The following is a 20216-nucleotide window of genomic DNA, read 5'->3' as shown; positions in this document are numbered from 1 at the left end:
AACTATTATAAGTGGAATAAATTATATTTGATCAGTGGAAAATTAGTAGAATAAAACTCTATTTAGAAAGAAGGCCATTTATGACAAAGCTTAAAGCGGGTATGATTGAAAAGTTATCTATTGTAAGAAAAATAGATACTGGTTACGTTCTCACCAACGGAAAAGAAGAAGTACTATTACATATTAGTGAAGCGGAAGAAGAATTGGGGGAACTTGATACTATTGAAGTTTTCCTCTATCAAGATAAAAAAGGGCAACTGGTTGCAACTATGAGTGTTCCAACTGTTCAATTTGACACGTTTGATTGGGCTGAAGTAGTTGAAATTGTAGAAGATTTGGGTGTATTCGTTAACATAGGAATTAAAAAAGAAATTTTGGTTTCAAAAGATGATTTACCTTTATTTGAGTCAGTCTGGCCACAAGTTGGCGATGTGCTATATGTTGCCTTAGAAAGTGATAAAAAGGAACGTCTAATTGCTAAACCTGTGACAGAAGAAGACTTTGGCGACGAGTGGGATTCTGCCCCAGAAACCCTCAACCATACAGCAATAAGTGGCCGAGTTTTTCGTACCAATAAAGAGGGCTCAGTCATTATCACTGAAGAAGGTTATCGAGGTTTTATTCATAATTCCGAACGTAAACAAGAGCCTCGTCTTGGTGAATGGATAAATGGAAGGGTCATTGAAGTGAAAGCTGATGGAACATTAAATGTGTCACTATTGCCATTGAAACAAGATCAGCTTGTGGATGACGCAGAAGTCATTTTAGAAAACCTCGAGAAAAATGATGGTGTTATTCCTTTTAGTGATAAAAGTGACCCAGATGATATTAAGGGTACATTTAATATCAGTAAAGCTGCCTTCAAACGTGCATTAGGTAGATTGATGAAAGAGAAAAAGGTAGAACAACGTGAAGGGAAAACTTTTCTAAAGGTTGATAATACTGACAAAAAAAGTGAATAACTATGTTTGTAACCTCCCTTTATTGTGAAAAATAGGGGAGGCTTTTTTTGAAAATTATTTTCGTAATTTTTGTGTTTATCTTCTAACTTGATGTAAACTGCGGCGTAGCGTAGCTACTAGTTGATTTGCGCTTCGGGCAATCGCTTTCCGCGGGCAACGCTTCAACTTCCTCGGAAGCAGACCACTTCCTGCGGGATTTTCAGCCGTCGCTTTTCCCGCCGGAGTCGACTGCCCTTCGCTCCAATCACCGTCATCTAGTGTAGTTATCAAATACAACACTATACTAGCGTTGGGAATACACGAAGACTCATAAAATAATTGAAACCTCCACGCAATGAAATTTTCTAATTAATGAGTAGTAATGATTCATGAAATAAACGTTTCTTGGAGTTCATCTCATTTGAGCAGAAAGCTACCTTAAGCTGCGGAAAAATGCGACACTCCTCGAAAATATAAACCAATTTTCTTCGTGTGTTGCAAATTCACGGATGTCATTTCTGGTCCTATGGGCAAGGAACATTCTGAAGACCCCACAGTGAGTGTTTTTTACGAGCGAGGAGGCTGAAGCATTCTCCATGGAAAGGGAGTGTTTTTCCGCAGCGATGAATTACGACTCCCTTATAAAGGATGGTAGGAAATCAACCTGACAGTTACTTCGGAGTTTATAGATATTGTATCAAAAACAACAATCTTTTAGGAAACAGCTTTTTTTATCGGACATATAATTGCATCTTGTTGCGAAATATAATTTTAAATTGACTAAGACAGTGATAACAATAAAAAAATGGACTAATCAATATCAACTATAGTATTATTTTTATACATAGGTAAATAGCACAATTGTAACAGGACAGGGGAAGAACAATGATTAAATTCCTAGAAACACAACAAGAGGAAATGATTAAGTTAATAAAAAAGTTGGTTAATATAGATAGTGGTTCTCATTTTAAACAAGGGGTAGATACAATAGGCAAGATTTTACAAAATCAATTTGTTGAATTAGGTTTTGCTGTTGAAGAGATTGAAAATGAGGAAATTGGAAATCACCTAATTATTAAACATAAAGAAGCAACCAGTCCATCTATTATAATACTCGCACATTTAGATACGGTTTTTCAAGAAGGAACGGTGGACGAGCGTCCATTTAAAATAAAAGGTGACCGTGCTTACGGACCAGGTGTCATAGATATGAAATCTAGTTTAGTTGTAGTTCTCTTTGCTATTAAGGCATTAATACAACAAGGGGACAATGGTTACAAAAATATTCAAATAATTTTTAACAGTGATGAAGAAATTGGATCATTAACTTCTCGTTCGATCATTGAGAAGGAAGCAAAAGGGAAAAAATATGCGCTTGTGATGGAGCCAGCTAGGAAAAATGGATCACTCGTTTCATCAAGACGTGGCAAAGGAAACTATACAATTAGTGTCAAAGGACGAGCAGCACATTCTGGAATAGAACCAGAAAAAGGTAGAAGTGCCATCGAGGAACTAGCACATAAAATCATTCAGTTGCATGAATTATCTGATCTTGATAGCGGTATAAGTGTTAATGTTGGCTTAATTGAAGGAGGATCTTCAGTTAATACCGTATCGGATTATGCCATAGCTCATATAGATATTAGAATTGCTGAAATGGAACAGGCAGAGCCCTTAGAAGTAAGGATTGAAGAAATTTGTTCAACAACAGACGTTGCTGGTACAGAGGTATCATTAGAGGGTGAGATTATCAGACCTCCGATGGAAAAAAACAAAAAAACGGAAGTTCTATTGAATATTATAAGAGAAGTAGGAGAGAAAATAGGAGTTGAAATAGAGGATACTGCTACTGGCGGAGGATCAGATGCTTCCTTCACGTCCGCTTTAGGAATAGCTACTATTGATGGTTTAGGTCCAATTGGCGGGAATGCCCATAGTGATAAAGAATATCTAGAATTATCTTCCCTTATTCCGAGAACCCTTTTACTTGCAACGATTATTCAACGATTAAGCAACGGTCGCTAATATGTATAAATACTAAGAAAAAATACATCCTAAAATTGGAACCTTTATATGGTTAACTAAAAAAGGGGTGTATGAAATGGATCAAAATTTAGCGTATTTACACGAAGTGCTCTCAAATTATGTTGAAGAAAATAAAGCTGCTCTGGACATTGATGAGAAAATTAGTCATTTAGATTATTCATCAGAAGAGGAGTTTGTAAGAGGACTTAATCAAGAACAAGTTCAAATGCTCAGTGAAATTCTAAATAAAGAAATGCATTATGCAAACGAATCAGGAGATCATGAACGCGGTTATCAATTAAATGAAGTATATGAATTATTAATTTAGCTTGATATAACAAAAACACCCCCATTTAGTTATAAACTAAATGGGGGTGTTCAATTATAATGACTGCTCAGCTTACGTTATAACTGCGAAGAAAATGAAGTGATTGTTCGAGGACCTGTTTTTCCTCTATGTTTAAAGGAATTAAAGGTAACCGGACAGAACCTACATTTACACCAGTCAAGGCAAGCGCTTCTTTAACAGCAGTAGGGTTAGGAGCCATAAACAATGTCTTAATGATTGGAAGAAGATTCTGGTGAATAATAGCTGCTCTTTGATTATCACCCATAAAATAGCTTCGAATCATTTCTTGCATTTCGTTACCAACGATATGAGAGGATACAGACACGACTCCATGTCCACCAATCGTTAAGACTGGTAATGTAAGTCCATCATCTCCACTATACAATGTAAATGAATCATCTGTTTCTCTAATAATTTGTGCCATTGCATCAAGATCAGCACTTGCTTCTTTAACTGAAACAATATTACTAATTTCCGATAGACGAATAATAGTTTCTGGTTGTAAGTTTACTACACTTCTACCAGGTATGTTGTAAAGCATAACAGGCAGACTTGTTGATTGGGATATTGCTTTAAAATGTTGATACATACCCTCTTGGGAAGGTTTATTATAGTACGGTGTTACTAGCATAATTCCATCTACCCCGATAATTTCTGCTTGCTTCGTTAGTTCAATGGAAGCATACGTATTATTGGAGCCTGTGCCCGCAATAACTGGAACTCGCTTTTTTACTGTCTTGACAACAAACTGGAGAAGAGAAAGCTTTTCTTCTTTGGATAATGTCGGTGACTCTCCGGTAGTACCAGCGACCACTAAAGCATCCGAACCGTTTGCGATCAAATGATTAATTAATTTTTCGGTTTTTCCATAATCGATGTTTCCATTCAGGTCAAATGGTGTAACCATTGCTGTCAAAATATGACCGAAATTCATTTCCATCACCTCTATTCATAAATTTAAACAATTCTTAAAAAGGACGACAACTTTCATATGAATAGAGGGTATCTCATCACAACGAAAGGTTTGTAAAAGCAAAAAAAGCAACAACGAAAGCTATCGTTGTTGCATCACTATTTTCCCCATTATGATGCATGATAGCCCTCCATATAGCAATGTTGCTATATGACAGCACTGTATTTATTAAATACAGAACCAGTGTGTAGAGTGATGAGATTCTACTCACTTCGGCAAATTCCCCTTTTAGTTACCTTCAACGGAGCTCATTCTCCTTAGATAACCTACTGATGGTCTCTGCACCTCTATCCTCACTTCAATAAGTAATTGAAGTAAAGTATATATAAAATGTACTTAAACTATAACAAACATTTCAAAACGTTGCAATGATATAAAGAAAATAAATTAAAAAAATAAAGCATTGTACAAATCAACAAACTTCTAATTACTTTTAACCCCATAGATAATAAAAAGAATCCCAATGGTTATACAGATCAATTTGGTGTGTGAAATATTTCCGGCTATAGCTAGTACACCTATAGAAGTAGAAACAATTAGAATAATTGGACCTATAATAGCGAGTGAGCTGTTAATAATTAAAGCTTTTTCAATCTGATTAAACTTGAGTATTAATAAGGCAGCAGCTATTTCAATCGTACCTGATAGAAGTCTTAATAATGCCATCCCCATAATAGCCTTTTCAAATAAATTGAACATAATATCCTCCCGAGAAAAAAGAAATCTTTTAGAGATTATATGCGTTGTTAAATAAAAAAGGACAAGACATAGATTCTCTTGAAAACTTATTTAACACACAGACTTTGAAAATCACTTAAAAAATGAGGAATAGGTCGTAATTTGTCTATACATTTTTTAATAGTGGAGAAATATTTTATTAATCCGTGCATACACTTTTTAAAGTGGGCTTCTTTCACATTTCCAATGATTTCTTATCTATTCTAGTTCATTAAATGATCATAACTTTTTTAAAGAAGAAATAAGGAAAAATCAATAACGAACAGAGCAATGAAAGATTTGGATTTAGCGTGTTGAGGTTACTATTTATCAATTTATAACTTCAATACGCATGTGATTATGTGAGATAGAAAAACAATAGAACAGGGGGAAGAAAATGACTCGTAAAGAAATGGTCGCGATGTTGTTAGCTGGTGGAGAAGGAAGTAGGCTAGGAAATTTGACAAAATGGATAGCTAAACCAGCAATACCATTTGGCGGTAAGTATCGCATTATTGATTTTACACTAAGTAATTGTAATAACTCAGGAATTGATACGGTAGGTGTATTAACACAATATCAGCCATTAATACTTAATTCTTATCTTGGAGTAGGTACTCCTTGGGACTTGAATAGAAAACGTGGTGGGCTGAAAATATTACCACCCTATGTACAAAAAACTGGTGGACGTTGGTATAAAGGTACTGCCAATGCTATCTTTGAAAACATTCCCTTTGTGGATCAATACGATCCCGAATTTGTACTTATAATTTCTGGTGATCATATTTATAAAATGGATTACACAGAAATGTTAGAGTCTCATAAAACTAGTAACGCTGATGTTACTATTTCTGTTGTTGAAGTTCCATGGGAAGAAGTAAGTCGTTTTGGGATAATGAATACAGATGAAAATTTTCATATTACCGAGTTTGAGGAGAAGCCTACTAACCCTAAGAGTAACTTAGCTTCCATGGGAGTCTACATTTTTAATTGGAAATTACTTAAACGTTACTTAATTGAAAATCAGCAGAACTCAACAAGTTATGATTTCGGTAAAGATATAATTCCTGCAATGTTATCAGATAATCGATCCTTAGTTGCTTATCCATTCGAAGGTTATTGGAAGGATGTTGGTACAATTGAAAGTCTTTGGCAGGCCAACTTAGATTTACTAGATGATAATGTTGAGCTAGATTTAAATGATCGATATTGGCGTATCCGCTCCGCTGATCCAAATATGTCTCCTCAATATATCGGTTCAAGTGCAAAGGTTACGCAATCAATGGTTAATGAGGGCTGTGTTGTTATGGGGGAAATTGATCATTCTATTTTGTTCTATGATGCCCATGTAGGTGAGGGTAGCTACATTAAGGATTCTATTATTATGCCTTATTCAAAAATCGGTAAGGATGTCACTATTCATAGAGCTATTGTTGGAGAAGGGGTCATAATACCTGATGGTGTGACAATTGGTCATCCCAAAGGCCCTATAGAATTGATTGATCAAAATTCAAATTATAAACAAAATTATCGTTCATCGGTAAACTAAAGGGAGGAAGAATATAGGAATGGTAATGAACAATGTACTTGGTATTATTTATATAGCAAATGACAATAACACAATGCATCCATTAACTAACCACCGGTGTCAATCATCTATTCCCTTCGGTAGTAGGTACCGGATGATAGATTTCGTTCTTTCTAGTATGGTAAACTCTAATATTCAAAATGTAAGCATATTTACTACTTTGAAAAACCGTTCATTAATAGATCACTTAGGTGATGGAAACGACTGGGATCTCGACCGTAAACAGGATGGTTTATTTATATTTCCATCTGATTCATCAGAAAATTCACGAGATATTACTTCATTTTATTCTGCTATGGATTACTTAGATAAGAGTAGTCAAGAATATGTTCTACTCTGTTATGATAGTTTAATAACTAACATCGATTTTCGCCCCTTATACAAGCAACATCTGAAATCCGGAGCAGATGTCACGATTATGTACAAGGATAAAGAGAGAAATAATCATCTTTTTAGGAACTTAGAGATAGATGATTTTCACAACATTAAAAATCTTCAAACAAAGGATAGCAAATTTGGTTCACTAGATATTATGATGTTAAAAAAACAGAAATTTATAGAACTAATAACTAATAATAGACACATATACCGCAATTTCAATGATATATTACGTGAACAAGTTAATAATCCGTTAAATATTAAAGGATTTAGATATGATGGTTATGTAAACAAAATTAATACAACTAAACAATACTATGATAGTAACATGTCTTTACTAAATCCGAAGGTTATGAAGCAACTGTTTAAAGAGAACAATGAAATTCATACTAAATTAAAAGATGAACCTCCAGCAAAGTTCACATCAAATTCCAATGTAAAAAATTCTTTAATTGCCAACGGTTGCATTATTGATGGAGAAGTTATTAACAGTATTCTATTTCGTGGTGTTCATGTAAAAAAAGGAGCCTCAATAAAAAATAGTATTGTAATGCAGAAATGCATTATAGGTGAATTTGCTCAGTTGGATAATATGGTATTAGATAAAGAAGTCATTTTACTTCCATATGACAAATTCCAAGGCAGTGAACAAAGTCCGAAAGTAATTCCAAAGAAAAGTGCAGTTGGAACATATGTTAACTAAAGAACAAGTCAAATAAATTTTTCGTGTTTAAAATCCGTTGGTAATTCACAGCGGATTTTTTTATTAGTTTATTTTAAATTAAAATAACTGCTTACAATCTCGAAGTATAATTCATTAATTTTTTTTTGGTCTGTTTTTTGAGGAAGAGTGCTGTTCTCTTTTGCTATATTTAATCGATGGAATAATTCATCACTTAACTTAAATAATTAATTCCATGAGTACTTCTCTTGTCTTATTGCAAGTAGGAATTCACGGTCTTTTTCGCGAAACACAGTGATTCCCCCTGTCTCCAACACCTCAATTCCTATTAACAGTAACCGAAATAAATGCATGGCATGCTTATACATTTTTTCTTTTGGTTTTCTATTTCGATTATTTATTTTGTTAAAGCCTTTAAGGGAGTTGGATAACTGGGAGACAATTTCGTTTAACTGTGTTAATGGGATTGAATCAAAGGTAAGTGAGACATCAATATTTTGTTTTTCATTCCCATCAAAATAAACTTTACCAATAGATAATTTTCCTTCATTTGGTAATTGGTATTTGTTTCTGATTTCTTTTAACATCTGGTTCATTGTGTACTTTAGATGTTCGTTTTGGTCATCTGGACTTGCTTTATCTAAACCATTTTTAATTCTCATCAACTGATCCTTCGCATAGCCCCCAAATGCATAATAACAATCGAGTGATAAAAATAGTTTTCTTTCTTCCCTTAATAGTTCCCCATATTTTGATTGTTTTAGAATAAATTGTTCAGGTATAAATAAGGTTTCGACCAAGGTGGGATTTTGTTAATTTAGTAAAAGCATCGCTTTTTTTAACGGACTTTAGCCAGAAGTCCCCTTCAAAATCTCCGATTTAGTGGGGGATGAATGGCGCTTTTTCACTGCTTCTTCTGAAATAGAAAAATAAAAAAAGAAGACAAAACGATGGGTATTTAGTATAATAAATATACGAACGTATATTCGGAGGTGCGACGGATGATATTGAATTACAAATATGAGATTTATCCAAATGAAGACCAAATTGAAGTTCTAGAACATTGGATTTCCATCTGTCGTCAACAGTACAACTCCGCACTTTTGGATAAGAAAAATTTTTATAAAGAAAATGGCAAAGGATTGTCTCGGGGGGAGTTGCAAAGGCAACTCCCCCCGAGATAAAAATAATCATCCTTTTCTAAAAAACGTGCCATCTCAGCCTCTGCAAGAGGTCTTTTTTCGATTAGAGAAAGCCTTTGATAAGTTTTTCAAAGGGGACGCAAAGTACCCGAAACTAAAAAGGTACAAAGATTATCACTCTTTGACGTTTACCCAATTTGGTATGAGTCGACAGAATGCAAAGAATCCCAAAACGGGTGTTGTGAAACGACAACTGGTTCGACGAGCAGTATCATTCGGGAAGGGCGGGAAACTACAAATATCCCGTTTAGGATTAGTGGACATTAATCTTCATCGACCAATTGTAGGAAAGAAAGTCAAACAAGTCATAATTAAACGTCAAGGCAACCGTTGGTTTGCGATTTTTAGTGTCGAAAGGCACGCAAAACAAGACGTTGTTATGGAATCACATAAAAGTATTGGGATCGATGTTGGAATCAAGAAGTTTGCTGTACTTTCAAATGGTCATGAAATTAAGAATCCAACGTTTCTTCGAAAAGAAGAAGAAAAACTTAAACGAGCTCAACGACGACTTTCTCGTATGACGAGAGGTTCCTCGAACTGGAAAAAACAACTTCAAAAAGTACAAAAGATTCACACAAAAGTTGCCAACCAGCGTAAAGATTTTCTTCATAAGGAAAGTTATCACATCAGTAACAGTTATGCTGTCGTTTGTGTGGAAGATTTAAAAATCAAAAACATGGTCAAAAACCGCCACCTAGCAAAATCCATTCACGATGCGGGATGGGGAATGTTTCGCAACTTCTTAAAGTACAAGTGCGAACAAAATGGCGGTTTACTAGTGAAAGTTAAAACACACTACACAAGTCAAGATTGTTCGAATTGCGATAATCGAGTAAAAAAATCACTCTCGATTCGTACACATGTATGCAAAAAATGTGGATCAATCATAGACCGTGACCATAATGCCGCAATAAACATTGAAAAGGCTGGACTGAAGCAAATTGATTTTGATCCAGCTGCTTAATTCACTTTCTACATAACACTGTAGGTCGAGGTCCCGCCCGAACAGTATAAACAACGCCTTTGGAGATTGTGTAAGCCCTTTTTCGGAAGAAAATGGCAACGGTCGTTGAAAGAGGAAAATACCACGAAGAATCAGCCGCTGGCTTTTCCTTTGTGGGAAGCCCCATCAAAATCTGTGATTTAGTTGGGGAGGTTCACTGAATGATATTCGATATCTGGTTGCGTATATGTTTCAGTTTCCCATTCCTTCGATAAAGTCATCATGTTTTTAGAAGGCAAGATTACAATTGCTTTTTTATCGACATCACTTTCCTTAGTAGCTAAGCCATAAGCAGTTGACCCTGTTATTACTTCATATATTGTATTTCTTTCAAGTAGTTTTTTATCCATTCATATCCATCTCCTTCAATCAATAACAATTATTTCATAATCGTTTTCATTTTTTGCTGCTATTAGGGAAATAATACTGTTGATTAGGATAAAGGATGTGAAGCAATGCCTGAGCTACCTGAAATGGAAAATTATAAGAAGCTATTAGTTGAAAAAATTAAAGATAATCCCATTACTGCAGTTGAAGTTAATCGAGAAAAATCAATTAATACCTCTGTAGATTCTTTTAGAAGTAAAGTAGGAGGAAGCAAGATAGAGGATATAAGTAGAAGGGCTAAGTACTTGTTATTTCATCTTGATAACGGAGAAATACTATTGTTACATTTAATGCTTGGTGGCTGGATGTATTATGGTACAGATGAAGACAAACCGGACAGAACAATACAAGTTAAGTTATCTTTTGGTGAGAAAAGTTTATATTTTATTGGCCTTCGATTGGGTTATCTGAATATATATAGCGAAAAGGAAATAGGATATGAGCTTCAAGACTTAGGACCGGAACCCTTAGATATAAATTTCTCATTGGATCGATTTTTGGAAATTACTTCTAGTAAACGTGGGAAAGTAAAAAATACATTAGTTGATCAACATTTTTTATCCGGGATTGGAAATAGATATTCAGATGAGGTATGTTGGCATGCACAAATCAATCCAAATAAACAAATGAATGATTTGGAGATTATCGAAAAAACCCAACTCTATCAGTCGATTCGTCATGTCTTAGCTGAAGCAATTCAATACGGGGGATATATGGGCACTCCTCTTTTTAAAGGGGATAAATCAACTGGAGGCTTTCTAAACTACTTTAAAGTATATAATCGTGAAGGAGAAAGTTGTCAGAGGTGTGGGGCAATTCTTTTAAGACAAGAGGTATCATCTCGTAAAACATTTTATTGTCCAAATTGCCAAAAGTAATAAATTTAGTTTGTTAGATTGGAAGGTAATCTATGAAGTTTGGTTGTCATGTAAGTATTAAAAATGGCTATTTAGGTGCTGCAGAACATGCCTGCAAAATAAATGCGACTGCATTCCAATACTTTCCTAAAAACCCTAGGAGTCTGTCAGTAAAAGGGTTCAACGAGATCGACACAAAACTTTGTAAGGAATACTGTCAGAAGAACAAAATCGTATCAGTCTCCCATTCTCCGTACCCTACTAATTTAACTGCTGATAAAGGAAAAGTAGATCTTGTTGTTGCTTCCTTACTTAATGATTTAGCAATTTCAGATTCCTGTGGGTCAGTAGGTGTTATTGTCCACTTCGGAAAAAGTATTGATAAGAATAACCCGTTAATTAGTTATCAGCTGATGATTAAGACTTTAAATAATGTTTTAAAAGAATGGAAAGGTAAATGTAAGATTTTATTGGAAAATAGTGCTGGAAAAACTGGAACAATGGGAACTTCGATCGAAGAACTTGTTCAGATTAGAAAATTATCCGATTTTCCAGATAAAATCGGATTTTGTTTTGATACTTGTCATGCATTTTCAAGTGGACTTTGGAACGGGGAAAACTGGGAAGAAGTATTGGACGGAGGAATGGAATTAGGGTATTTCAATCATCTAGAAGTAATACATTTAAATAACTCTAGGTACCCAACTGGTTCAGGGAAAGACCGTCACGCAAATATATTTAACCATGGTTATATTACAAACAGACAATGGGAAGATATCATGGGTACAAAACAGATACGTCACATTCCATTCATATTAGAAACGCCAGATGATTATGGAGTTACACATAGGGAAGAAATAGCGTTGTTAAATAAAAAATGGAATTAAAGAAGATAGTTTTGGAATCGATTATAGTCATTAATTCTGTCGCTACAGGTTAGTTATCGAGTAAACATTCTAAGCAATTGTAGTGATTGCGTTAAAGCTACCTGTGCCTTTGTTAAAAAGTTAAGGGTGTCTCTGTTAATTAATACGAGACATCCTTATCATTATGTTTTACAATAGGGATACAGTTACTATGTAAGCGCTTTAGTAAAAATGAGTGAGCGTTCGTTCATAAAAGCTTTAGTATAATTTTAAAATTATTAAAATTAACAATCAAGGGGGAACGGGTTATGAGTAAGACGGTCATTGTTAGTGGAGCAAGAACACCTGTTGGAAAATTAGGTGGAGGGCTTTCAAGTCTTACTGCATCCCAGCTAGGTGCAAAAGCAATCAAAGGAGCACTTGAACGAGCGGGATTAGAAGGAAAAGATATTGATCACGTAATTATTGGAACCGTTCTTCAGGGTGGTCAAGGACAGCTCCCATCACGTCAAGCAATGCACGAAGCAGGTATTCCATGGGAGACGGAAACAGAAACCATCAATAAAGTCTGCGCTTCAGGGATGAGAAGTGTGACGTTAGCTGATATTCTTATTCGAGCAAACGAACAGGATACCATTGTTGCAGGCGGTATGGAATCTATGAGTCAGGCACCTTTTTTTGTTAAAGGTGCACGATTTGGCTTCAAAATGGGAGAGCAAAAATTCCATGACATGATGGTCCATGATGGACTTACATGTACCTTCACAGGTGTTCATATGGGAAACTACGGAAATGCGGTTGCGAGGGAACATGACTTATCACGACATGCCCAAGATAAATGGTCCTATCGAAGCCATCAAAAAGCTTGTGAGGCAATAGAATCGGGGAAATTCGCAGAAGAGATTATCCCAGTGGAAATTCCACAACGTAAAGGGGAAGCCATTGTTGTGGAACACGATGAGTCACCTAGAAAAGATACCTCGCTTGAACGCTTGTCGAAGCTAAAGCCGGTATTTGATAGAGATGGTACAATTACCGCTGGAAACGCACCTGGAGTCAATGATGGTGCAGCAGCACTTGTACTCATGTCTAGTGAAAAAGCTAAAGAAAGAGGCTTGGCTCCATTAGCAACGATTCTAGCTCATACACAGCTAGCTGTCGAACCAGAGAATTTCCCTAAAACACCTGGACTTGTCATTAACAAATTATTAAAAAAAACCGGAAAAACTATAAATGACATCGATTTATTTGAAGTAAATGAAGCATTCGCCGCCGTTTCATTAGTAAGTGGTCAAATTTCAGGATTAAATCCAGATAAATTAAATGTTAATGGAGGAGCTGTTGCATTAGGCCACCCAATCGGTGCTAGTGGAACTAGAATTATTTTAACATTAGCTTATGAGCTCAAACGCCGCGGTGGTGGAATTGGTATTGCTGCTATTTGTAGTGGTGGCGGTCAGGGCGACGCAATTATGATTGAAGTATAAAACCAGTAGCCTGTTGGAAAAATTTAGCTAACAGATAAAGTGTAGCAACCAAAATTGTGACAGAACATAGGGGAGTGAGAACCATAATGGATATACAACGAGTCATGGTTATTGGTGCAGGACAAATGGGGAGTGGTATTGCTCAAATTTGTGCTATGAACGGCTATGACGTTACATTACATGATCTCGAAGAACAATATGTAGAAAAAGGAATTAAAAACGTAAGCAGGCAGCTCCAACGCCTAGTGGACAAAGAGCGAATTTTGAAAACAGATGTGGACAGAATTTTGCACCGAATACATCCATCAACGGAAATTAGTAATGCAAAAAATAAAGACATTATCATTGAAGCCGCAGTGGAAAATATGAGTGTTAAAAAAAGCATCTTCTCACAATTAGATAATGTTGCTTCTGATCAGACTATTCTTGCAACGAACACATCCTCACTATCAATCACAGAGATTGCTGGAGAAATAAATCGTCCGGAAAAGGTAATTGGAATGCACTTTATGAACCCGGTCCCCGTGATGAAGCTCGTCGAAGTAATTCGTGGGTTAGCGACATCTGATGACACATTTCAGACTGTCAGAACAATGGCAGAATCATTGAATAAAGCTGCCGTAGAGGTTAACGATTTTCCAGGGTTCGTCTCTAATAGAATCTTGATGCCAATGATTAACGAAGCAATTTATACCGTTTTTGAAGGCGTTGCTAAGGTGGAAGATGTAGACGAAGTAATGAAGTTAGGGATGAACCATCCGATGGGACCGTTGGCGTTAGCTGATTTTATCGGTCTTGACACATGTCTATCGATAATGGAAACGCTCCATGAAGGTTTTGGAGATGACAAATATAGGCCTTGTCCCCTCTTAAGAAAATACGTGAAGGCAGGGTGGCTCGGTAAAAAAACAGGAAAAGGTTTTTACGACTATAGTAGTTAATGAGGTGTCAACATGAACTTAAGCTGGACAGATGAGCAGAAAATAATGAAAAAAATGGTTCGGAAATTTGCTGATGAGAGAGTTGCAAAAGCGGTAGAACACATGGAGAGAACGGATGAATTCCCGAGGGAACTTGTTAGGGAGATGGGGGAAAAAGGTTTAATGGGGATCCCAATTCCGGAAAAATACGGTGGATCAGAAATGGACTACACATCCTATATACTTGCGATTCAGGAAATATCAAGGGTTAGTGCAGCTCTTGGCGTTATTTTATCTGTGCACACCTCTGTTGGTACAAACCCGATTCTTTATTTTGGTACTGAAGAACAAAAACAAACGTATATTCCAAAGTTGGCATCTGGTGAATTTCTTGGCGCTTTTGCATTGTCAGAGCCTGGTGCGGGGAGTGATTCTAGAAGCATTAGAACTACTGCTAAATTAGACGGTGATCACTATATATTAAATGGATCGAAAGCTTGGATTACCAATGGTGGTGAAGCTGATACGTATATTGTTTTTGCGAAAACAGATTCCACTTCTATTAAAAAAGGGATTAGTGCATTTATCGTTGAAAAAGGAACGCCAGGATTTTCAGTCCTATCAAAAGAGAGAAAAATGGGACTTCATGGATCTAATACGACCCCTCTTTCATTTGAGGACTGCCGAATATCAAAACAGAACTTGTTAGGTGAAGAGGGAGAAGGGTTTAAGATTGCCATGTCTAACTTAAATAAAGGCCGAATTGGGATTGCTGCTCAGTCACTTGGTATTTGTGAAGCAGCACTAGAAGCGGCAAAGAACTATGCGAAAGAGCGGAAGCAATTTGGAAAACCAATTGGGGAGATGCAAGGAATTGCTTTTAAACTAGCAGATATGGCTACTAAATATGAAGCAGCTAAACTATTAACCTATCAGGCAGCAGACCTTGTTTCCCGTGGTTTACCAGTAGGCAATCAAGCAGCGATGGCCAAAATGTTCGCTTCCGATTCAGCGATGACGATTGCAACCGAAGCCCTCCAGGTTTTTGGTGGGTATGGTTATACAGAAGAATATCCAGTCGAGCGATTTTTTCGTGATGCGAAGGTAACACAAATTTATGAAGGTACGAACGAAATACAGCGAATCGTCATTAGCAATAATCTATTGCGATAATATATTTTAGTTAGTTGTTGCCTCTCATTTTATGAGGGTCCCTAAATATACTTAAACTAATAAGTAGAGATAAATTCAACTTCACAACAAAAAAGTAGATCAACATAGTGATAAAAGGGGGAAATGAATAATGAATTTTCAATTATCAGATGAACAAGAAATGATTCGAAAAATGGTGCGTGTTTTTGCGAAAAATGAGGTTGAACCTACGGCAGCAGTAAGAGACGAAGAAGAACGGTTTGATCGATCTATCTTTGATCAAATGGGAGAACTCGGGTTAACTGGTATCCCGTGGCCAGAAGAATACGGTGGGATCGGAGCAGATTATTTAAGCTATGTTATTGCTGTTGAGGAACTATCCAGGGTATGTGCTTCTACAGGTGTGATGCTTTCTGCACACATCTCACTTGCGGGTTGGCCAATTTACAAATTTGGATCAGAGGAGCAGAAACAAAAATTTTTACGTCCAATGGCTGAAGGCAAAAAACTAGGTGCCTATGGGTTGACTGAACCAAGTGCCGGAAGTGATGCAGCTAGTATGAAATCAACAGCTAAACGAGATGGCGAGGACTACTTATTAAATGGATCCAAGATTTTTATTACAAACGGAGGAGAAGCCGATACATACGTAGTATTTGCCTTGACTGACGCAGACAAACAGCATAAAGGATGCACGGCGTTCATCTTGGAAAAAGGGATGGATGGCTTCACCATGGGGAAAAAGGAAAGGAAACTTGGTATTAGATCGTCACCAACATTGGAAATTATTTTTGATAACGTTCGGGTTCCAGCCGCTAATCGACTCGGTAAAGAAGGAGAAGGTTTTAAAATTGCGATGATGACATTGGATGGTGGGCGAAACGGTATTGCCGCTCAAGCAGTCGGTATTGCCCAAGGTGCATTAGATGCAGCTGTCGGTTATGCCAAAGAACGAAAGCAGTTTGGCAAACCAATTGGCGCACATCAAGGCATAGGTTTTAAACTAGCAGATATGGCCACAAAGGTGGAGGCGTCCCGTTTACTTACTCATCAAGCCGCTTGGAAAGAGTCTGCAAATCTCCCTTATGGAAAAGAATCTGCCATGTCAAAGCTTTTTGCTGGCGATTCGGCAATGGAAGTAACGACAGAAGCGGTTCAAGTATTTGGAGGTTATGGTTATACAAAAGATTATCCTGTAGAGCGTTTTATGCGTGACGCAAAAATTACGCAAATCTATGAAGGTACAAACGAGGTTCAACGTCTCGTTATCGCAAAAATGTTAATGAAAGACTGATGCTTAGGTAAAGTAGAATCAAGGACTAAAAAATTAAGATATCATTCATCGTAAAAGTTTACATGTCAAAAACCCAACTTAATCCGATGACGGAGGGAATAGTATGACTAAGTATAAACCAATACATCCGATTCGATTCGTAACGGCATCAAGCCTGTTTGACGGACATGATGCGTCCATTAACATTATGCGTAGAATGCTACAAGCATCTGGAGCAGAAGTAATCCATTTAGGACACAATCGCTCTGTAGATGAAATAGTTCAAGCTGCGATACAAGAAGATGTTCAGGGAATAGCCATTTCTTCGTATCAAGGCGGCCATTTAGAATATTTCAAATACCTCTATGACCAGCTCCAAGAAAAAGGTGCAAATCAGATAAATATCTACGGTGGTGGTGGAGGTACAATCATCCCATCTGAAATCAATGAATTGCATCAACATGGAATTAAACGAATTTTTTCACCGGAAGATGGAAGAAAACAGGGATTACAGGGCATGATCGATGAAATGATCATGGAATGTGACTTTTCCACGAGTACGAGTGAACATCTTTCAAGCGTTGATTTAACAACAAAACATGACGGAGTTATTGCTCGGTTTATTACGATTGCTGAAAAAAAAGCGTTTAATCTGACAATGACAAAGGAAGAACAAGAGGTTTTTCAACAAACGATTGATCAAGGTGAACTTCCTAAGGCACCCGTTCTCGGCATTACAGGGACTGGTGGGGCTGGAAAAAGCTCTCTTACGGATGAATTAGTAAGACGATTTATGGTGGCGTTTCCAGAAAAAAACGTTGCAATTTTATCGGTCGACCCAACAAAAAAGAAAACAGGCGGGTCACTTCTTGGAGATCGTATTCGTATGAACGCAATTCACTCACCAAGTGTTTATATGCGCTCATTAGCTACAAGAGATAGTCGACAAGAATTGTCAAAGGCTATTACAGAAGCAATCCAAGTGGTCAAACGAGCTGGGTTTGACTTAGTGATCATTGAAACGAGTGGTATTGGTCAAGGGGATGCAGCGATTACCGAGGTGGCTGATGTATCCATGTATGTAATGACAAGCGAATTTGGAGCACCTTCCCAGTTAGAAAAAATTGATATGATTGATTTTGCTGATCTGATAGCTATTAATAAGTTTGATAGAAAAGGATCTGAAGACGCCCTGCGTGAAGTTCGCAAAGCATACCAGCGTAGCCACTTACGGTTCGATGAGCGTCCCGAACAGATGCCTGTTTATGGATCGATGGCAAGCCAATTCAACGATCCAGGTACCAATCGACTTTTTTATGAGATGGTCCAAATTATTAATCAAAGTTGTGACACTGACTGGCAGACTGACTTCGGTAAGGAAGAAGAAATTCAGCTTCGAAATGCGATCATTCCACCAGAACAAATCCATTATCTGAGAGAAATCGCACAAACAATAAGAGGCTATCATGAAGAAACGCTTTCTGAAATGAAAAAAGCCCGTCGCTGGTTCCAAATTCAAGGTACATTAGATGCCCTCAATGATCATCAAGAAGTGACTGTTGATCAAGCGGGACTTTTTGGCTTAAGAGACCATTACAAAAAAATACTCTCTCCAGACGTCAAACAAGCCCTCGAAGCATGGGAAGATAAGAAACATGCATATAAACAAGAATCATTCACGACCAAAATACGTGATAAAGAAATCGTCACTGAATTGAAGACTCGTAGTTTGTCAGGAACAGATATCCCAAAGGTATCATTGCCCACGTATGCTGACTATGGTGAAATTGTTCGATGGATTAGATCAGAAAACGTTCCTGGCGAGTTTCCCTACACATCAGGAGTGTTTCCATTTAAACGAAAAGGTGAAGATCCAAAACGACAATTTGCTGGCGAAGGTGGGCCTAAAAGAACGAACCGTCGATTCCATTACTTATCTGAGGGGGATAGTGCCAAACGTTTGAGTACGGCTTTTGATTCAGTCACCCTTTACGGAGAAGATCCTGGGCTTCGTCCAGATGTTTATGGTAAAGTCGGGCAAAGTGGAGTCAGTATTTGTACACTAGATAATATGAAAACACTGTACGATGGGTTTAATCTTGTCGACCCGTCAACGTCTGTATCAATGACAATCAATGGCCCAGCCCCGATTATTCTTGCTATGTTTATGAACACGGCTATTGATCAGCAACTCGAGATGTTTGAAGTAAAAGAAGGACGCACTCCTTCAACAAGTGAGGCAAAAACTATTCGAATTAATACCTTAGCTACTGTTCGTGGAACGGTGCAGGCAGATATTTTGAAAGAAGATCAAGGACAGAATACGTGTATTTTTTCAACAGAATTTGCATTGCGAATGATGGGAGACATTCAACAATATTTCATTGATCATCAAGTTCGTAACTATTATTCTGTATCTATTAGTGGGTATCACATCGCTGAAGCGGGAGCCAATCCGATTAGTCAGCTCGCATTTACTTTGGCTAATGGCTTCACTTATGTGGAGTATTATTTGAGCAGAGGCATGAACATCGATGATTTTGCACCAAACTTGTCATTCTTTTTCAGTAACGGATTAGACCCTGAGTATAATGTCATTGGTCGAGTTGCTCGTCGTATCTGGGCTGTTGCAATGAAAAACAAATATGGTGCTAATGAGCGTAGTCAAAAACTGAAATATCATATCCAAACATCTGGAAGATCGCTCCACGCTCAAGAAGTAGATTTCAATGATATTCGCACAACGCTACAAGCTTTAATGGCAATCTATGATAATTGTAACTCTTTACACACAAATGCCTATGATGAAGCTGTAACGACACCGACAGAAGAAAGTGTTCGCCGTGCAATGGCGATTCAAATGATCATTACTAAGGAAATGGGACTTGCGAAAAACGAAAATTCACAGCAAGGATCATTTATTATTGAAGAACTGACAGACTTGGTCGAAGAAGCAGTCTTAAAGGAATTAGAACAGATGAATGATCGCGGCGGGGTACTAGGTGCAATGGAAACTCAGTACCAACGCGGAAAAATCCAACAAGAGTCACTGTTATATGAAACAAAAAAACATAACGGAGAACTGCCTATTGTTGGCGTGAATACTTACTTGAATCCTAATCCACCATCAGATGACGATTTTGATATGGAATTGGCCCGAGCATCAACCGAAGAAAAAGAGGGGCAAATTCGAGATTTACAAGCGTTCCAAAACAGATATAACAACGAATCCGAAGAAGCTTTGAATCAACTGAAACAAGTAGCTCTCTCCGGTGGAAATTTGTTTGAAGAATTAATGAAAACCGTCCGAGTAGCGAGCCTCGGTCAAATTACCTCCGCTTTGTATGAAGTGGGCGGGCAGTATAGAAGGAATTTATGAATACTCCCGCCACTTAATTTCTATCGAAATTTGA

Annotated in this window: 17 protein-coding genes, 1 pseudogene and 1 riboswitch; of the genes and pseudogenes, 13 read left to right on the top strand and 5 right to left on the bottom strand. The window is 37.2% G+C overall.

The genetic code is table 11. The features are described from left to right. Positions 1-80 precede the first annotated feature (80 nt). Complete coding sequence (locus GH741_RS07560; protein WP_153736176.1) at positions 81-962, top strand: CvfB family protein; 882 nt, start codon at positions 81-83, stop codon at positions 960-962. A 75-nt stretch (positions 963-1037) separates the two neighbouring features. Here GH741_RS07560 and GH741_RS07555 read toward each other — a convergent pair whose 3' ends face one another. After that, complete coding sequence (locus GH741_RS07555) at positions 1038-1232, bottom strand: hypothetical protein (protein WP_170287584.1); 195 nt, start codon at positions 1230-1232, stop codon at positions 1038-1040. A 594-nt stretch (positions 1233-1826) separates the two neighbouring features. Here GH741_RS07555 and GH741_RS07550 point away from each other — a divergent pair. Together GH741_RS07550 and GH741_RS07545 are read left to right on the top strand one after the other, a co-directional pair. Beyond that, on the top strand, positions 1827-2966 hold the full coding sequence (locus GH741_RS07550; protein WP_153736174.1) for a M20 family metallopeptidase: 1140 nt from the start codon (positions 1827-1829) through the stop codon (positions 2964-2966). A 76-nt stretch (positions 2967-3042) separates the two neighbouring features. Beyond that, positions 3043-3294: a sporulation protein gene (locus GH741_RS07545; protein WP_153736173.1), complete on the top strand. Its 252-nt coding sequence runs from the start codon at positions 3043-3045 to the stop codon at positions 3292-3294. 67 nt (positions 3295-3361) lie between these two features. Here the strand turns inward: GH741_RS07545 and dapA are convergent, their stop codons facing one another. Beyond that, the gene (gene dapA, locus GH741_RS07540) at positions 3362-4249 is read right to left on the bottom strand and encodes a 4-hydroxy-tetrahydrodipicolinate synthase (protein WP_153736303.1); all 888 of its coding nucleotides are present in this window, start codon (positions 4247-4249) and stop codon (positions 3362-3364) included. A 154-nt stretch (positions 4250-4403) separates the two neighbouring features. Further along, positions 4404-4586: riboswitch (Lysine riboswitch) on the bottom strand. Positions 4587-4711: 125 nt separating this feature from the next. Continuing rightward, positions 4712-4987, bottom strand: a complete 276-nt coding sequence (locus GH741_RS07530) for a YqhV family protein (RefSeq protein WP_153736171.1) — start codon at positions 4985-4987, stop codon at positions 4712-4714. Between the two features lie 415 nt (positions 4988-5402). On the opposite strand from GH741_RS07530, the gene GH741_RS07525 reads away from it, so the two are divergent. Continuing rightward, positions 5403-6554, top strand: coding sequence for a glucose-1-phosphate adenylyltransferase (locus tag GH741_RS07525; RefSeq protein ID WP_153736170.1), 1152 nt, complete (start codon positions 5403-5405; stop codon positions 6552-6554). A gap of 19 nt (positions 6555-6573) precedes the next feature. Beyond that, positions 6574-7674, top strand: a complete 1101-nt coding sequence (gene glgD, locus GH741_RS07520) for a glucose-1-phosphate adenylyltransferase subunit GlgD (RefSeq protein ID WP_153736169.1) — start codon at positions 6574-6576, stop codon at positions 7672-7674. Positions 7675-7880: 206 nt separating this feature from the next. Here glgD and GH741_RS07515 read toward each other — a convergent pair whose 3' ends face one another. Then, positions 7881-8453, bottom strand: a complete 573-nt coding sequence (locus tag GH741_RS07515; RefSeq protein ID WP_153736168.1) for a nucleotidyltransferase domain-containing protein — start codon at positions 8451-8453, stop codon at positions 7881-7883. A gap of 201 nt (positions 8454-8654) precedes the next feature. On the opposite strand from GH741_RS07515, the pseudogene GH741_RS07510 reads away from it, so the two are divergent. After that, positions 8655-9822: pseudogene (locus GH741_RS07510) on the top strand (RNA-guided endonuclease InsQ/TnpB family protein). A 179-nt stretch (positions 9823-10001) separates the two neighbouring features. Here the strand turns inward: GH741_RS07510 and GH741_RS07505 are convergent. Next, positions 10002-10211, bottom strand: coding sequence for a DNA polymerase beta superfamily protein (locus GH741_RS07505; RefSeq protein WP_153736167.1), 210 nt, complete (start codon positions 10209-10211; stop codon positions 10002-10004). 105 nt (positions 10212-10316) lie between these two features. Here GH741_RS07505 and mutM point away from each other — a divergent pair, with 105 nt between their 5' ends. From mutM to icmF, 7 genes are all read left to right on the top strand, one after another. Then, positions 10317-11126, top strand: coding sequence for a bifunctional DNA-formamidopyrimidine glycosylase/DNA-(apurinic or apyrimidinic site) lyase (gene mutM, locus GH741_RS07500; protein ID WP_153736166.1), 810 nt, complete (start codon positions 10317-10319; stop codon positions 11124-11126). A 32-nt stretch (positions 11127-11158) separates the two neighbouring features. Next, positions 11159-11992, top strand: coding sequence for a deoxyribonuclease IV (locus tag GH741_RS07495; RefSeq protein WP_153736165.1), 834 nt, complete (start codon positions 11159-11161; stop codon positions 11990-11992). A gap of 287 nt (positions 11993-12279) precedes the next feature. Further along, entirely contained in the window at positions 12280-13458 is a 1179-nt protein-coding gene (locus GH741_RS07490) for an acetyl-CoA C-acetyltransferase (protein ID WP_153736164.1), read from the top strand. 86 nt (positions 13459-13544) lie between these two features. After that, complete coding sequence (locus tag GH741_RS07485) at positions 13545-14399, top strand: 3-hydroxybutyryl-CoA dehydrogenase (RefSeq protein ID WP_153736163.1); 855 nt, start codon at positions 13545-13547, stop codon at positions 14397-14399. Positions 14400-14411: 12 nt separating this feature from the next. Next, the gene (locus tag GH741_RS07480; RefSeq protein WP_153736162.1) at positions 14412-15551 is read left to right on the top strand and encodes an acyl-CoA dehydrogenase; all 1140 of its coding nucleotides are present in this window, start codon (positions 14412-14414) and stop codon (positions 15549-15551) included. Between the two features lie 130 nt (positions 15552-15681). Further along, positions 15682-16824, top strand: a complete 1143-nt coding sequence (locus tag GH741_RS07475; RefSeq protein ID WP_153736161.1) for an acyl-CoA dehydrogenase — start codon at positions 15682-15684, stop codon at positions 16822-16824. 103 nt (positions 16825-16927) lie between these two features. Next, entirely contained in the window at positions 16928-20182 is a 3255-nt protein-coding gene (gene icmF, locus GH741_RS07470; protein WP_153736160.1) for a fused isobutyryl-CoA mutase/GTPase IcmF, read from the top strand. Positions 20183-20216 lie beyond the last annotated feature (34 nt).

Source organism: Aquibacillus halophilus, from assembly GCF_009649745.1.
Classification (GTDB): domain Bacteria; phylum Bacillota; class Bacilli; order Bacillales; family Amphibacillaceae; genus Aquibacillus; species Aquibacillus halophilus.
This window is presented reverse-complemented; position numbering and strand designations above follow the sequence as displayed.

Excerpts from the sequence above, each read along its gene's own strand:
- GH741_RS07560 (WP_153736176.1), top strand. The coding sequence starts at position 81 with ATGACAAAGCTTAAAGCGGGTATGATTGAAAAGTTATCTATTGTAAGA.
- GH741_RS07550 (WP_153736174.1), top strand. The coding sequence starts at position 1,827 with ATGATTAAATTCCTAGAAACACAACAAGAGGAAATGATTAAGTTAATA.
- GH741_RS07545 (WP_153736173.1), top strand. The coding sequence starts at position 3,043 with ATGGATCAAAATTTAGCGTATTTACACGAAGTGCTCTCAAATTATGTT.
- dapA (WP_153736303.1), bottom strand. The coding sequence starts at position 4,249 with ATGAATTTCGGTCATATTTTGACAGCAATGGTTACACCATTTGACCTG.
- GH741_RS07530 (WP_153736171.1), bottom strand. The coding sequence starts at position 4,987 with ATGTTCAATTTATTTGAAAAGGCTATTATGGGGATGGCATTATTAAGA.
- GH741_RS07525 (WP_153736170.1), top strand. The coding sequence starts at position 5,403 with ATGACTCGTAAAGAAATGGTCGCGATGTTGTTAGCTGGTGGAGAAGGA.
- glgD (WP_153736169.1), top strand. The coding sequence starts at position 6,574 with ATGGTAATGAACAATGTACTTGGTATTATTTATATAGCAAATGACAAT.
- GH741_RS07505 (WP_153736167.1), bottom strand. The coding sequence starts at position 10,211 with ATGGATAAAAAACTACTTGAAAGAAATACAATATATGAAGTAATAACA.
- mutM (WP_153736166.1), top strand. The coding sequence starts at position 10,317 with ATGCCTGAGCTACCTGAAATGGAAAATTATAAGAAGCTATTAGTTGAA.
- GH741_RS07495 (WP_153736165.1), top strand. The coding sequence starts at position 11,159 with ATGAAGTTTGGTTGTCATGTAAGTATTAAAAATGGCTATTTAGGTGCT.
- GH741_RS07490 (WP_153736164.1), top strand. The coding sequence starts at position 12,280 with ATGAGTAAGACGGTCATTGTTAGTGGAGCAAGAACACCTGTTGGAAAA.
- GH741_RS07485 (WP_153736163.1), top strand. The coding sequence starts at position 13,545 with ATGGATATACAACGAGTCATGGTTATTGGTGCAGGACAAATGGGGAGT.
- GH741_RS07480 (WP_153736162.1), top strand. The coding sequence starts at position 14,412 with ATGAACTTAAGCTGGACAGATGAGCAGAAAATAATGAAAAAAATGGTT.
- GH741_RS07475 (WP_153736161.1), top strand. The coding sequence starts at position 15,682 with ATGAATTTTCAATTATCAGATGAACAAGAAATGATTCGAAAAATGGTG.
- icmF (WP_153736160.1), top strand. The coding sequence starts at position 16,928 with ATGACTAAGTATAAACCAATACATCCGATTCGATTCGTAACGGCATCA.